The sequence below is a fragment of the Kluyvera georgiana genome, assembly GCF_050990895.1.
Taxonomy (GTDB): domain Bacteria; phylum Pseudomonadota; class Gammaproteobacteria; order Enterobacterales; family Enterobacteriaceae; genus Kluyvera; species Kluyvera georgiana.
Map to the genome: position 1 here is coordinate 2,220,117 of NZ_CP158865.1, position 13,899 is coordinate 2,234,015.

Here is a 13,899-nt window from a genome sequence, read left to right on the forward strand (position 1 = left end):
TCGCTTCTCTTTCGGTGCAAGCAGATTACCCACTTCTGAGTACGATTTACGTGATCTAAATCAAATTTAGGCTAAGCTGACACCTTTCAGCAGGCCGTTTTTAGCAAAATGTAGGAGCTGTTAATCATTCGTGAGTATCGGTGCTGTAAACATTAGCATACTTTACACAAATATATAACACTCTGTTTTTGCCTCATTTTTCTGGATAATTCTGGTGAAGATGGTTGATAAAAAGGGTATTGTCTGCGCCACTCTCGATTTGCTGTTCGTCAACGACAACTTTTAATGATGCGCCGGGGTTAACGTGATTCAGACGTTGTTTGATTTTCCTATCTTCTTTAAGTTCTTTATTGGACTGTTTGCATTGGTGAACCCGGTAGGGCTGATTCCCGTTTTCATCAGCCTGACGAGCAATCAAACGGCAGCGGTACGTAATAAAACCAACCTGACCGCGAGTCTGTCGGTAGCTATTATTCTGTTGACTTCACTCTTCCTCGGCGACCTGATCCTGCAACTCTTCGGTATTTCGATTGACTCCTTCCGTATTGCCGGCGGGATCCTGGTGGTATCGATTGCTATGTCGATGATCAGCGGTAAGCTGGGAGAGGATAAGCAGAACAAACAAGAGAAGTCAGAGACGGCCGTGCGCGAAAGTTTGGGCGTTGTACCGCTGGCTTTGCCACTGATGGCGGGGCCTGGTGCAATTAGCTCTACGATCGTCTGGGGCACACGCTATCATTCGCTGACCTATCTCCTGGGTTTTTCCTTATCTATTGCGCTATTTGCCTGGTGCTGTTGGGGCATTTTTCGTCTTTCTCCCTGGTTGGTGCGTATGCTGGGGCAAACGGGAATTAACGTCGTGACCCGAATTATGGGTCTGTTGCTGATGGCGTTAGGCATTGAATTCATTGTGACCGGCATCAAATCTATCTTCCCGGGGCTGGTCGGTTAATTATACTGCGGCGACGGTAGGGCGATCAGAACTATTGTTGCCGTTAATATCAGAAAAACATATCTCTCATTCCGCGTGTTGTTCTACAAATAATCAATTCGAATATTTAAAAAAATAATAATATTCAATGTGTTAGTTTTGTCTCGCCATTGGGTCACCCTCCACATAAATGTTATTTCTTTCACACGATACTCTGGGGCTTGCTGTTAGATAATTGAAATGATATTAGTAATTTCAGTTTCTCGGCAGTGTTATGTGCTAAAAAATAAGCAATTGTTAATTTTTTGTACAAAAAACAGCCTCTGATGCTGGATCGGCGAGTGACGGCAATCGTTTTTTGGATATCTATCTGATAATTATAGATTTAAGAAAATCGTGTTTTGTGAATACGCTGTTGTAAACAGGCGGGTTTGCTGGCTAAAAGAGAATTGGTTAACAAATTTGCAAATTATATTGGCGGCGATAATCGGCATTTGGTACTTTCCGGCCTGAGTTATTCGCAAGAAAACGTTATGTAAACGATAACTGTTTCCACATGTAAGCAGTTATGAACAGAATAAGAAAAGCGTCCCGACAGGGGGGAGGCTTTAATGAATCGACGTCAGGCTGCCATAAGAGCGGCCGTAATAAAAAAGTCGGTGATAGCAGGCAGTAAATGACCTGGCAGACGCAAAAATCTCCTGCGCTGTACAGGAACCCGAAAGGGGACTAAACAGGCTGACGACAGTCAGTAATAATAATGAACGGAGTATCAACACAATGTCCATCATCACAAAAAAAAGCCTGGTTGCGGCTGGCATTCTCACAGCGCTGATCGCAGGGAACGTAATGGCTGCAGATGTTCCTGCAGGCACCGAGTTAGCGAGCAAACAAACGCTGGTACGAAATAGCGGCGCTGAACCGCAGTCTCTCGACCCGAATAAAATTGAAGGGGTGCCAGAGGCGAATATCAGCCGCGATCTGTTTGAAGGATTGCTGAATACCTCTCCAAAAGACGGTCACCCGATTCCGGGCGTCGCCGAAAGCTGGGACAACAAAGACTTTAAAGTCTGGACATTCCATCTGCGTAAAGATGCCAAATGGTCCAACGGCGAACCGGTTACCGCACAAGATTTCGTTTATAGCTGGCAGCGCCTGGTCGATCCAAAAACCGCATCGCCTTACGCCAGCTATCCGCAGTACGGCCATATTGTGAACGTTGATGAAATTATCGACGGTAAAAAAGCGCCGAGCGAACTGGGCGTGAAAGCGATCGATGACCACACGCTGGAAGTGACGCTGAGTGAGCCAGTACCGTATTTCTACAAGCTGCTGGTGAACCCGGCCATGTCTCCGGTCTACAAACCGGCGATCGAGAAATTCGGCGAGAAATGGACCCAGCCGGGTAACATCGTGACCAACGGCGCGTACACTCTGAAAGACTGGGTTGTTAACGAACGTATCGTGATGGAACGTAACCCACAGTACTGGGATAACAAGAAAACCGTTATTGACCAGGTGACCTGGCTGCCGACGTCCTCCGAAGTGACCTACGTAAACCGCTACCGCAGCGGTGAGCTGGATATGACCTATAACCAGCTGCCTATTGAGCTGTTCCAGAAGCTGAAAAAAGAAATCCCGAACGAAGTACACGTCGATCCGTATCTGTGTACTTATTACTACGAAATTAACAACCAGAAAGCCCCGTTCACCGACGCTCGCGTACGTACCGCGCTGAAGCTGGGTCTGGACCGCGATATCATCGCCAACAAGGTCAAAGGCCAGGGCGACCTGCCGGCTTATGGTTACACGCCGCCGTATACCGATGGCGCGAAGTTGACCGAACCAGAGTGGTTCAAGTGGTCACAGGAAAAACGTAATGAAGAAGGTAAAAAACTGCTGGCAGAAGCGGGTTATACCGCCGATAAACCGCTGACCTTCAACCTGCTGTACAACACCTCAGATTTACACAAGAAGCTGGCTATTGCTGCGGCATCGCTGTGGCGTAAGAACCTGGGCGTTGAAGTGAAGCTGGTGAACCAGGAGTGGAAGACCTTCCTCGACACGCGTCACCAGGGGACCTACGATGTCGCGCGCGCCGGCTGGTGTGCGGACTACAACGAACCGACTTCTTTCCTCAACACCATGCTGTCCGGCAGCTCGATGAACACCGCTCACTATAAGAGCGAAGCGTTCGATAAGATCATGGCTGAGTCGGTAAAAGCCGCCAACGAAGAGCAGCGTACCGCCGCGTATGCGAAGGCTGAGCAGCAGTTGGATAAAGATACCGCTATCGTACCGGTCTATTACTACGTTAACGCCCGCCTGGTGAAACCATGGGTTGGCGGCTACACCGGTAAAGACCCGATGGATAACGTCTATACCAAAGATCTGTACGTTATCAAGCATTAATGGCAATACGTGGGGCGAGCGTGAGCTCGCCCCATCGTGTCTTATTTGAGAGCAGTGCAAAGGCACATGCCAGAAGGTACGGGCAATGTTGAAATTTATATTACGTCGCTGTCTGGAAGCGATTCCGACGCTATTTATCCTTATTACGATCTCCTTCTTCATGATGCGCCTTGCGCCGGGCAGCCCGTTTACGGGCGAGCGTACGCTGCCGCCCGAAGTCATGGCCAACATCGAAGCAAAATATCACTTAAACGATCCTATCCTGGTGCAGTACGGTAATTACCTGAAGCAGTTAGCTCACGGTGATTTCGGCCCTTCCTTTAAATATAAAGATTATTCCGTTAACGATCTGGTGGCAGTGAGCTTCCCGGTGTCGGCAAAATTAGGCGCGGCGGCATTTCTGCTGGCGGTTATTTTTGGCGTCACGGCGGGCGTCATTGCGGCATTAAAACAGAACACCAAATGGGATTATGCGGTGATGGGGGTGGCGATGACCGGGGTGGTGATACCCAGCTTCGTCGTCGCGCCGCTGCTGGTGATGATATTTGCGATTACGCTGCACTGGCTCCCCGGCGGCGGCTGGAACGGTGGGGCGCTCAAATTCATGATTCTGCCGATGGTTGCGCTCTCTCTGGCCTATATCGCCAGCATTGCGCGTATTACCCGTGGTTCGATGATTGAAGTATTACACTCCAACTTTATTCGTACCGCACGCGCAAAAGGGTTGCCGATGCGGCGGATTATCTTCCGCCACGCGTTAAAACCCGCGCTGCTGCCGGTGCTTTCTTATATGGGGCCTGCCTTCGTCGGTATTATTACCGGTTCGATGGTGATTGAAACCATCTACGGCTTGCCGGGAATTGGACAGCTGTTCGTTAACGGGGCGCTTAACCGCGATTACTCTCTGGTGCTTAGCCTGACGATTCTGGTTGGCGCATTAACGATTCTGTTTAACGCGGTGGTAGACGTCCTTTACGCCGTTATCGATCCGAAAATCCGTTACTAAGGCTGGAGCTCGCTATGATGTTAAGTAAAAAGAACAGCGAGGCGCTGGAGAGTTTCAGTGAGAAGCTGGAAGTCGAAGGGCGCAGTCTGTGGCAGGACGCGCGCCGGCGCTTTATGCATAACCGTGCGGCGGTTGCCAGCCTTATTGTGCTGGTGCTGATTGCACTCTTCGTGACGCTGGCGCCGATGGTATCGCAGTTTTCCTACTTTGATACGGATTGGGGCATGATGTCCAATGCGCCGGATATGGAGTCCGGACACTACTTCGGTACCGACTCTTCCGGGCGAGACCTGCTGGTTCGTGTGGCAATCGGTGGGCGTATCTCACTGATGGTGGGCATTGCCGCTGCGCTGGTGGCCGTTATCGTGGGGACGCTGTACGGCTCGCTCTCTGGCTATCTCGGCGGTAAAGTCGATTCGGTGATGATGCGCCTGCTGGAAATTCTCAACTCCTTCCCGTTCATGTTCTTCGTGATTTTGCTGGTAACCTTCTTCGGCCAAAACATCCTGCTGATTTTCGTTGCTATCGGGATGGTTTCCTGGCTGGATATGGCGCGTATTGTGCGCGGTCAGACGCTTAGCCTGAAACGTAAAGAGTTTATTGAGGCGGCCCAGGTCGGCGGCGTCTCTACCGCCAGCATCGTTATCCGTCATATCGTACCGAACGTGCTCGGGGTCGTCGTCGTGTATGCCTCACTGTTGGTGCCAAGCATGATTCTGTTCGAATCCTTCCTGAGCTTCCTCGGTCTGGGAACGCAAGAACCACTGAGCAGTTGGGGCGCGCTGCTAAGCGATGGCGCCAACTCGATGGAAGTGTCGCCGTGGCTGCTGCTGTTCCCGGCTGGATTCCTGGTCGTGACGCTGTTTTGTTTCAACTTTATCGGCGATGGCCTGCGTGATGCCCTCGATCCGAAAGACCGTTAAGGAGTGTTGCCATGAGCATAATTGAAACGGCAACAACGTCGCAGCGGTTGCTGGACGTAAAAGATCTGCGCGTCACCTTTAAAACGCCTGACGGCGATGTGACTGCCGTCAATGACCTCAACTTCAGTCTGCATGCGGGCGAGACGCTGGGTATTGTAGGTGAATCCGGTTCGGGTAAATCACAAACCGCGTTTGCGCTGATGGGGTTGCTGGCGAGTAATGGACGGATCGGCGGATCGGCGCTGTTTAACGGGAAAGAGATCCTCAACCTGCCGGAACATGCGCTAAACAAACTGCGCGCCGAGCAGATTTCGATGATTTTCCAGGATCCCATGACCTCCCTGAACCCATATATGAGGGTAGGCGAGCAACTGATGGAAGTGCTGATGCTGCATAAAGGCATGGGCAAGGCTGAAGCGTTTGAAGAGTCGGTCAAAATGCTGGATGCGGTCAAAATGCCGGAAGCGCGCAAGCGGATGAAAATGTATCCGCACGAATTTTCCGGCGGCATGCGTCAGCGCGTGATGATCGCGATGGCTTTGCTGTGTCGGCCAAAACTGCTGATTGCCGATGAGCCCACCACCGCGCTGGACGTGACCGTTCAGGCGCAGATTATGACGCTATTGAACGAACTTAAGCGTGAATTCAATACAGCGATTATCATGATTACCCACGATCTCGGCGTCGTTGCAGGGATCTGCGATAAGGTGCTGGTGATGTACGCAGGCCGCACGATGGAATATGGCAAAGCGCGCGATGTTTTCTATCAGCCTGCGCATCCGTACTCTATTGGTCTGCTGAATGCGGTTCCACGTCTGGACGGTGAAGGCGAATCGCTGCTGACCATTCCTGGCAACCCACCAAACTTGTTACGTTTGCCGACTGGCTGCCCGTTCCAGCCTCGCTGTCCGCATGCGATGGAGGTGTGCGGCAGCGCGCCGCCGCTGGAAGAGTTTGCACCAGGCCGTTTACGTGCCTGCTTTAAGACCGTGGGGGAGCTGGTATGAACGCCGTGACTGACGAAAGAAAAGTACTGCTCGAAATCGCGGATTTAAAGGTCCACTTCGAGATTAAAGATGGCAAGCAGTGGTTCTGGCAGCCGCCGAAAACGCTGAAAGCAGTCGATGGCGTCACGCTGCGACTGTATGAGGGCGAAACGCTAGGGGTAGTAGGCGAGTCCGGCTGCGGGAAATCAACCTTTGCGCGAGCCATTATCGGTCTGGTGAAAGCCACCGACGGTAAAGTGGCCTGGCTGGGGAAAGACCTGCTCGGCATGAAGCCGGATGAGTGGCGCAATGTGCGAAGCGATATTCAGATGATTTTCCAGGATCCGCTGGCGTCGTTGAACCCACGTATGACCATCGGTGAGATCATCGCCGAGCCGCTGCGTACCTACTATCCGAAAATGCCGCGTCAGGAAGTGCGCGACAAAGTGAAAACCATGATGATGAAGGTGGGGCTGCTGCCTAACCTCGTCAACCGCTATCCGCATGAGTTTTCCGGCGGCCAGTGCCAGCGTATTGGTATTGCGCGCGCGCTGATCCTTGAACCGAAACTGATTATCTGCGATGAACCCGTCTCGGCGCTGGACGTGTCGATTCAGGCGCAGGTGGTCAACCTGCTGCAGCAGCTACAGCGTGAGATGGGACTGTCGCTGATCTTCATTGCCCACGATCTGGCGGTGGTGAAGCATATTTCCGATCGCGTATTGGTGATGTATTTAGGGCATGCGGTTGAGCTGGGCACCTACGACGAGGTGTACAACAACCCGTTGCATCCGTACACCAGGGCGCTGATGTCCGCCGTACCGGTGCCCGATCCCGACCTGGAGCAGAATAAAACTATTCAGCTTCTGGAAGGCGAACTGCCTTCGCCGATCAACCCGCCGTCAGGCTGTGTATTCCGTACCCGTTGCCCGCTGGCGGGGCCAGAATGTGCGCAAACGCGTCCACTTCTGGAAGGAAGTTTCCGTCACGCCGTTTCCTGTCTCAAGGTTGACCCGTTATAATCGTCAGGGCTGGCAGGTTGCCAGCCCTTATTCTTTATACGAGGCTTCATCGTGACCGGTATTAGCGCTTTGCGCCATCGTCTTTATCATTTCTTATTCGATCAACGTACGCGGACCGGGCGCCGGTTTGAAGCACTGTGCGGTTGTTTTGCCTTATTAAGCGTTATCACTATCTTTATTGAGTCCGGTATCGGGACAACCTACCATCTGACCTACGATGAGTGGCATGCTTTTGTCTGGCTGGAAATTGCCTTTACGCTGGTCTTTACGCTGGAATATTTCCTGCGTCTATTCTGCTGGCCCAATCCCGCGCGTTATGTTTTCAGCTTCTGGGGGGTTATCGACCTCGCCACCATTCTACCGTTTTACGTGATCATGCTATGGCCTGAAATCGGCGTGGAATATTTGTTTGCCTGGCGAGCGATGCGCGTGATTCGCGTACTGCGAATTTTGAAGCTACTCCGGTTGATGCCTGCGTTGAACAGTCTGTGGAGCGCGATCGTTAACTCCCGACATCAGCTTATTCTATTCTACGCGTTTATCGGCATCGTGATGATCGTGGCCGGAGCGCTTATGTATGGCATAGAAGGGCCGGTGAATGGTTTTACCACGTTGAGCACGGCGGTATATTGGGCGATTGTTACGGTCACGACGGTGGGCTATGGCGATATAACACCGCATACCGCAGCGGGCAGAATGGTGGCGTCTATTCTGATTTTGATCGGTTATTCCGTGATCGCGATTCCGACGGGGATTATTACCGCGCAGATGACCAGCGAATTCCAGAAACGTCGTCAGGAACGGGTGTGCCCGCATTGTAAACAGCGACACCACGAGCCAACCGCGCGCTATTGCAACGGCTGCGGTACAGCACTTCCTCGGCAACAATAATTTGCCGATAAAAAAGGGCAGCGTGGCTGCCCTTTAACGTATTACTCGCGCCAGAGAATATGGCAAAGCTTGTGATCTTTCTCGCGACACAGCAGCACGCGGGCGAAAATGTCGTTAATCTCACCGCCGTCTGTTTCCGCCAGACCGATCACGACTTCGGCGAAGAAATCGGGATTCAGATCGAAATCCACGTGATCTTTCCAGTCTTCGGAAGGGTCAAACAGCTCGGCGCCCCCGCGCTCTTCAAACTGCAGATTGAACAGTATGATGTCGGCCGGGTCGAGGTTGTCACCCGCAAGCTCAAGAAAAATATCATAAGCCTGTTCGAGCGTTTCATCTTCGGTCAGACGATTGTTTAAATCCATATCCATGATGGCTACCTGTTGAGTGCTAATGGGCACGTTTTACAGTAATGGGCTAAAGAAGTAAAACAGTCGTTCGGCGATGCGATGCCAGAATGGACGTTTCACCCACAGTCGCGCATCCAGCAGACGCGAACGGGAAATATAGTCGTCCTGTACGGCCGCAAGATCGCTGCCGAATCCGCTATCGTCTATCACCAACGTAATCTCGAAGTTGAGCCACAGGCTGCGCATGTCGAGGTTAACCGTTCCGACCAGACTCAGCTCGCCGTCGACCAGCACGCTCTTGGTATGCAACAAGCCCCCTTCAAACTGATAGATTTTGACGCCCGCCGCCAGCAGTTCCGTAAAGAAGGCTCGACTGGCCCAGCCAACCAGCACCGAGTCATTTTTACGCGGTAAGATGATGCTCACATCAACCCCACGCTGCGCGGCGGTGCAGATGGCGTGCAGCAAATCCTCACTCGGGACAAAGTACGGCGTCGTCATGATCAGATACTCGCGAGCGGAATACGCCGCGGTGAGCAGCGCCTGATGAATCAGGTCTTCCGGGAAGCCAGGCCCGGACGCAATCGTCTGGATGGTATGCCCGCTGGCTTCTTCAAAAGGCATGATATTGAGATCAGGCGTCGGCGGTAAAATGCGTTTGCCGGTCTCAATCTCCCAGTCGCAGGAGTAAACGATGCCCATGCCGGTGGCGATAGGGCCTTCCATACGCGCCATCAGGTCAATCCACTGGCCGACTCCAGAGTCTTGCTTAAAGAAGCGCGGGTCGACCATGTTCATACTGCCGGTGTAGGCAATATAGTTGTCGATCATGATCATTTTGCGATGCTGGCGTAAATCCATCCGGCGCAGGAATACACGCATCAGATTCACCTTTAGCGCTTCAACGACCTCGATGCCCGCATTGCGCATCATGGCTGCCCAAGGGCTGCGGAAGAAGGCTACGCTGCCAGCGGAGTCCAGCATCAATCGGCAGTGCACGCCACGACGGGCTGCGGCCATCAGCGATTCCGCAACCTGGTCGGCCATACCGCCAGGCTGCCAGATATAAAAGACCATCTCAATATTGTGTCGCGCCAGCTGAATATCGCGAATGATTGCCTGCATCACGTCGTCAGACTCGGTCAATAGCTGTAGCTGATTACCCTTGAGGCCCGCGATACCCTGGCGGCGTTCACAGAGTTTAAATAGTGAAGAGGCGACCTGGCTGTTGTTTTCGGCGAAGATATGTTTGCAGGCCTTAAGATTGTTCAACCACTTTGCGGTTGACGGCCACATCGCGCGCGCGCGTTCGGCGCGGCGTTTCCCAAGATGCAGCTCGCCCAGGGAAAGATAGGCGATGATACCGACCAACGGGAGAATATAAATAATCAGCAGCCAGGCCATGGCTGAAGGCACTGCGCGCCGCTTCATCAGAATACGTAACGTTACCCCGGCGATTAACAACCAATACCCCAGAATGGCCATCCAACTTACTACGGTGTACACGGTTGTCATATTTCGAAAATCCTTTTGCTTGCCAGTTGTTAAGAGTTTACGCATCAGAAGAGATCTGGCAAATAAAAACGCAACGAGAAACCGCTGGTCAGCCATTAGCAAGGGGCTATAATGGGCCGTCTTTTTTAGCAAGAGCGTTAGAAATGAAGCGTAGTAGACCGGAAGTGGGGCGTTGGCGGATGGTGCGACAGGCCAGTCGTCGCAAAGCGCGTTGGCTTGAAGCACAATCGCGTCGTAATATGCGCATCCACTCCATCAGAAAGTGCCTGGTCGGCCGGCAGCGCAACTGCCTGCTGTTTGCCATCTACGATCTCTGATGATTAAAAAGGGCACCGTCTGGGTGCCCTCTGTTTTTCAGCGCTGCTTAGCGCAACTCAAAAAACCTTTTTATACGGTTTTACCGAAACCTGCTGGTACACGCCAGCCGCGACATAGGGATCGTCCTGCGCCCAGGACTGGGCGGCTTCCAGCGATTCAAATTCTGCAATGACCGTTGAACCACTAAAACCTGCGGCACCGGGATCGTTACTGTCGACGGCGGGCATTGGCCCGGCGGTTAGCAGACGGCCTTCATCATGTAGCAGCTGCAAACGAGCCAGATGAGCGGGGCGGACCGAAAGACGTTTTTCAAGAGAGTCGGCAATATCCTGAGCATAAATGACGTAAAGCACGGGCGGAACTCCTGTTTAAATAGTTTGCGAATTACGGTAAGGCAAAGCGTCAGCGACTGCAATGCAAAGTTTTTTGCGCGTAAAAAGACGTGAAGAGTCGCGGGTTTTTTGGCCAACTGCGGGATAAAGTTGACCGAAGATAAGATGTCTTATTGAATATGATTGCTATTTGCATTTAAAATCGAGTTCTCATTTTTCAACTGTAACGACTATGACTGCAATGACCCTTGATTTACCCCGCCGGTTTCCGTGGCCGACGTTGCTCTCTGTTGGCATCCATGGTGCCGTCGTGGCCGGTCTGCTTTATACCTCGGTACATCAGGTTATTGAATTGCCCGCTCCTGCGCAGCCGATCACCGTTACGATGGTTGCACCTGCCGATCTCGAACCGCCTCAGGCTGTCGTTCAGCCGCAGCCTGTTGTTGAGCCGGAACCTGAGCCAGAACCGGTGCCGGTTCCAGAGGTGGCGCAGGCGCCGGTCGTTATTCACAAACCAAAACCGAAGCCGAAGCCAAAACCGAAGCCGGTGAAAAAAATTGAGCAGCCGAAGCCGGAAGTGAAGCCGGTTGAATCGCGCCCTCTGTCAACGGTTAACCGTGATGCGCCGCCGGCGCGTTCGGTCGCTAACAATATGCCGGGAGCGAGCGCGCCGTCGGTGAGTGCGCCAACCGGACCACGTGCGTTGAATCGTCCACAGCCGGGTTATCCGTCGCGCGCTCAGGCGCTGCGAATTGAAGGTAAAGTGCGCGTGAAATTTGACGTGACCGCCGATGGCCGCGTGGAGAATGTGCAAATCCTCTCAGCGCAGCCATCCAATATGTTTGAGCGCGATGTTAAAACGGCAATGCGGAAATGGCGTTACGAATCCGGCAAGCCGGGGACGGGGCTGATTATGAATATTGAGTTCCGCCTGAAAGGCGTCCAGATGAACTAAGTAAAAGCCCCCGAAAGGGGGCTTTGTCATTATGCGGCAAGAACCTTATCCATTGCTTTTTGCGCAATCACCAGATGCTGTCCGCCAAATAGAATCGCCCGGTTAATCAACGTATAGAGCTGATATATCGGCTGGCGCTCGAGAAACCCGGCGGGCAGCGGTGAAATCGACTGATAGCCGTCGTATATTTGCGGCGGTTGGTCGGGATGCAGCGGCAGCATCGCCAGGTCACACTCGCGATCGCCCCAATAGCAGGCCGGATCAAAAATGTACGGTCCGTCTGGACCCAGCGCACAGTTGTTTGACCAGAGGTCACCATGGAGCAGCGAAGGCTGCGGTTGATGCGAACTCAAGCGCTGTTGGACATGATCGACAATCGCGTCGATATCGCCAAACTCCATACCTTTCTCTGCGGCCAACTCTAACTGCCAACCAATTCTCTGTTCGGCAAAAAAGGTCGACCAACGACGCTGCCAGGCGTTGGGCTGTGGAGTGGTAGAGAGATCGTTGTCAAAATCGAGGCCAAACTGCGGCTGGTCGCTCCACTGATGGAGGTGAGCGAGTTGTTGACCAAGCAGGAAGGCGTTATGCGCGTCCAGCGGGCGAGGGGGCAGATACTCCATCACCAGAAAACTGTAGTCGCGGTCTGAACCCACGACGAACACTTCCGGGACGGTCACGGTTTTACTGCGGGAGAGCAGCTCAAGCTGATCGGCCTCCGCGGTAAAAATGGGCAATAATTCACGTTCATCACACTTCACGAAAAAATCTCGTCCCGCATAGCGTATATGCCATGCGGCATGAATTTCTCCGCCGGGCAGTTCAGTACGCAGATCGATTTCACCACTTCCAAGTTGCTCGCCTAACAGGCTACTGATCGCTTGCCACATGATGTCTCTCCCCATGTTTTCTGCCGTATCATAAGGTTAGCGCATTACTGCAGGGTAAAAATTCGAGCTATACCGCACAACGGGTAAAAAGAATGCAGAACGCAGAGACAGGAACGTACTCCCTCTGCTACAGACGTGTGATGACTCAGCTTCAAATGCACCCCATTGTTAACAATGGAGTTTGGTTAGCATAGTCGATTACGGCGATTTAGCGACCTGCGGCATGCTCCGCAGGTCCGTTTTCCTGCACATTTAGTGCTGTTGCAGGTAAGCGTAAATTTTCTGCGTATTTTCGCGTGAGCAGAGTCGGGTACCTTGATTGATGGTGGCCGCGCTGCCTGCAGCGACACCGTAGCGCACCATCTCTTCAAGGCTTGCCCCTTCCGCAAGTTTCAGCGTCATAGCGCCTACCATGCTGTCACCAGCGCCAACGGTACTTTGGCTTTTGATCGGCGGCGGGACAACCTGCACGCATGAATGCGCGTCAACGGCTAGCGCCCCTTGCGCACCTAAAGATACCACCACGCGGCGGGCTTTTCCGCTGCGTACGATCTCCTGCGCGGCGTTACGAACGTCATCCGGTTGGTTAAGGTCTCGCTGGACGAGCGTGCTCAGCTCTTTCTGATTGGGTTTGACCAACTCAATGTTGCCAATTGCCAGCGCTGCTGCCAGGGCTTCGCCGGAGCTGTCGATGATGCAGCGTAACCCATGCTGCTGAGCCGCTTTGATGAGGGTGACAAACTGCGCGAGGGAGACGCCGGGCGGTAGACTCCCGCTTATGACCAATAAAGAGCCTGAATCTGTTCGCAATACGCTCTCTTGTAGCGCTTGCAGTTCATCACCATGCAGCGTGGCACCTGGCATGACAAAGCGATACTGCTCGCCGCTGGCGTCGACGTGGACATGGAGGTTCTGTCGCGTCCATTCGCGGGATGCGACGCTCTTGACGGGGACATGTTCGCTTTGTAGCAGTGCCTCCAGATGCTCTCCGGTGGCTCCGCCAGCCGGAAAGAGGGCGGTGGCGTTGCCGCCCAGATACGTGATGGCGCGTGCGACGTTGATTCCACCGCCACCCGGCTCAAAGACCGGGGCGCTACAGCGCAGTTTTCCCTCCGGGTAAATTTGTGGCGTTTGGGTGGCGCTGTCGAGTGAGGGGGCGAGCGTCAACGTGTAAATTTTAACCATATCAATAACCTCCCTTTATGAGCCAAGAAACCGCTCTGAATACAACTGGGTATAGCCTGGCACTTGCCTGATGATAATGAAAGGAACAACAGCATGATTTTTATAGAAAAGAGTAATTTAGGCTGACTTTCATTATGAAAGAAAATTCTCTTTAAGACGGCTCTTATTCAAAAAATGAAAGAC

At 52.8% G+C, this 13,899-nt stretch carries 14 protein-coding genes; 9 read left to right on the forward strand and 5 right to left on the reverse strand.

Translation table 11 applies throughout. From position 1 onward, the window contains the following. The first annotated feature begins 304 nt into the window (after positions 1 to 304). The 7 genes from ABTW00_RS10520 (at position 305) to ABTW00_RS10550 (ending at position 8,171) form a co-directional block, all read left to right on the forward strand. The gene (locus tag ABTW00_RS10520) at positions 305 to 952 is read left to right on the forward strand and encodes a YchE family NAAT transporter (protein ID WP_064545030.1); all 648 of its coding nucleotides are present in this window, start codon (positions 305 to 307) and stop codon (positions 950 to 952) included. 759 nt (positions 953 to 1,711) lie between these two features. After that, positions 1,712 to 3,343 carry an oligopeptide ABC transporter substrate-binding protein OppA gene (gene oppA, locus ABTW00_RS10525; protein ID WP_064545033.1) on the forward strand — a complete coding sequence of 544 codons (1,632 nt, stop codon included), beginning with the start codon at positions 1,712 to 1,714 and terminating at the stop codon, positions 3,341 to 3,343. An 85-nt stretch (positions 3,344 to 3,428) separates the two neighbouring features. Beyond that, complete coding sequence (oppB, locus tag ABTW00_RS10530) at positions 3,429 to 4,349, forward strand: oligopeptide ABC transporter permease OppB (RefSeq protein WP_064545035.1); 921 nt, start codon at positions 3,429 to 3,431, stop codon at positions 4,347 to 4,349. 14 nt (positions 4,350 to 4,363) lie between these two features. After that, positions 4,364 to 5,272, forward strand: coding sequence for an oligopeptide ABC transporter permease OppC (gene oppC, locus ABTW00_RS10535; protein ID WP_064545037.1), 909 nt, complete (start codon positions 4,364 to 4,366; stop codon positions 5,270 to 5,272). A gap of 11 nt (positions 5,273 to 5,283) precedes the next feature. Beyond that, the gene (locus tag ABTW00_RS10540) at positions 5,284 to 6,279 is read left to right on the forward strand and encodes an ABC transporter ATP-binding protein (protein ID WP_433640625.1); all 996 of its coding nucleotides are present in this window, start codon (positions 5,284 to 5,286) and stop codon (positions 6,277 to 6,279) included. Then, a complete protein-coding gene (oppF, locus tag ABTW00_RS10545; protein ID WP_064545040.1) occupies positions 6,276 to 7,280 on the forward strand; it encodes a murein tripeptide/oligopeptide ABC transporter ATP-binding protein OppF in 1,005 nt (334 codons plus the stop codon). Before ABTW00_RS10540 ends, oppF begins: the two co-directional genes overlap by 4 nt. A 51-nt stretch (positions 7,281 to 7,331) precedes the next feature. Next, positions 7,332 to 8,171: an ion transporter gene (locus ABTW00_RS10550; RefSeq protein WP_064545042.1), complete on the forward strand. Its 840-nt coding sequence runs from the start codon at positions 7,332 to 7,334 to the stop codon at positions 8,169 to 8,171. Positions 8,172 to 8,212: 41 nt separating this feature from the next. On the opposite strand, the gene ABTW00_RS10555 is transcribed toward ABTW00_RS10550, so the two are convergent. Both ABTW00_RS10555 and cls read right to left on the reverse strand, forming a co-directional pair. Next, complete coding sequence (locus ABTW00_RS10555; RefSeq protein WP_064545044.1) at positions 8,213 to 8,542, reverse strand: HI1450 family dsDNA-mimic protein; 330 nt, start codon at positions 8,540 to 8,542, stop codon at positions 8,213 to 8,215. Between the two features lie 33 nt (positions 8,543 to 8,575). Next, on the reverse strand, positions 8,576 to 10,036 hold the full coding sequence (gene cls, locus ABTW00_RS10560; RefSeq protein WP_065357179.1) for a cardiolipin synthase: 1,461 nt from the start codon (positions 10,034 to 10,036) through the stop codon (positions 8,576 to 8,578). Between the two features lie 143 nt (positions 10,037 to 10,179). Here cls and ABTW00_RS10565 point away from each other — a divergent pair, with 143 nt between their 5' ends. Beyond that, positions 10,180 to 10,353 (forward strand): YciY family protein, encoded by a 174-nt coding sequence (locus ABTW00_RS10565; protein ID WP_122983154.1) that lies wholly within the window; start codon positions 10,180 to 10,182, stop codon positions 10,351 to 10,353. A 57-nt stretch (positions 10,354 to 10,410) separates the two neighbouring features. Here ABTW00_RS10565 and ABTW00_RS10570 read toward each other — a convergent pair whose 3' ends face one another. Continuing rightward, on the reverse strand, positions 10,411 to 10,707 hold the full coding sequence (locus ABTW00_RS10570) for a YciI family protein (protein WP_064545104.1): 297 nt from the start codon (positions 10,705 to 10,707) through the stop codon (positions 10,411 to 10,413). A 220-nt stretch (positions 10,708 to 10,927) separates the two neighbouring features. Here ABTW00_RS10570 and tonB point away from each other — a divergent pair, with 220 nt between their 5' ends. Beyond that, positions 10,928 to 11,641, forward strand: coding sequence for a TonB system transport protein TonB (gene tonB / locus ABTW00_RS10575; RefSeq protein ID WP_433640999.1), 714 nt, complete (start codon positions 10,928 to 10,930; stop codon positions 11,639 to 11,641). Between the two features lie 29 nt (positions 11,642 to 11,670). Here the strand turns inward: tonB and ABTW00_RS10580 are convergent, their stop codons facing one another. Both ABTW00_RS10580 and pfkB read right to left on the reverse strand, forming a co-directional pair. Beyond that, on the reverse strand, positions 11,671 to 12,531 hold the full coding sequence (locus ABTW00_RS10580) for a fructosamine kinase family protein (RefSeq protein WP_271448082.1): 861 nt from the start codon (positions 12,529 to 12,531) through the stop codon (positions 11,671 to 11,673). A 252-nt stretch (positions 12,532 to 12,783) separates the two neighbouring features. Continuing rightward, positions 12,784 to 13,716: a 6-phosphofructokinase II gene (gene pfkB / locus ABTW00_RS10585; RefSeq protein ID WP_433640632.1), complete on the reverse strand. Its 933-nt coding sequence runs from the start codon at positions 13,714 to 13,716 to the stop codon at positions 12,784 to 12,786. Positions 13,717 to 13,899: the final 183 nt, after the last annotated feature.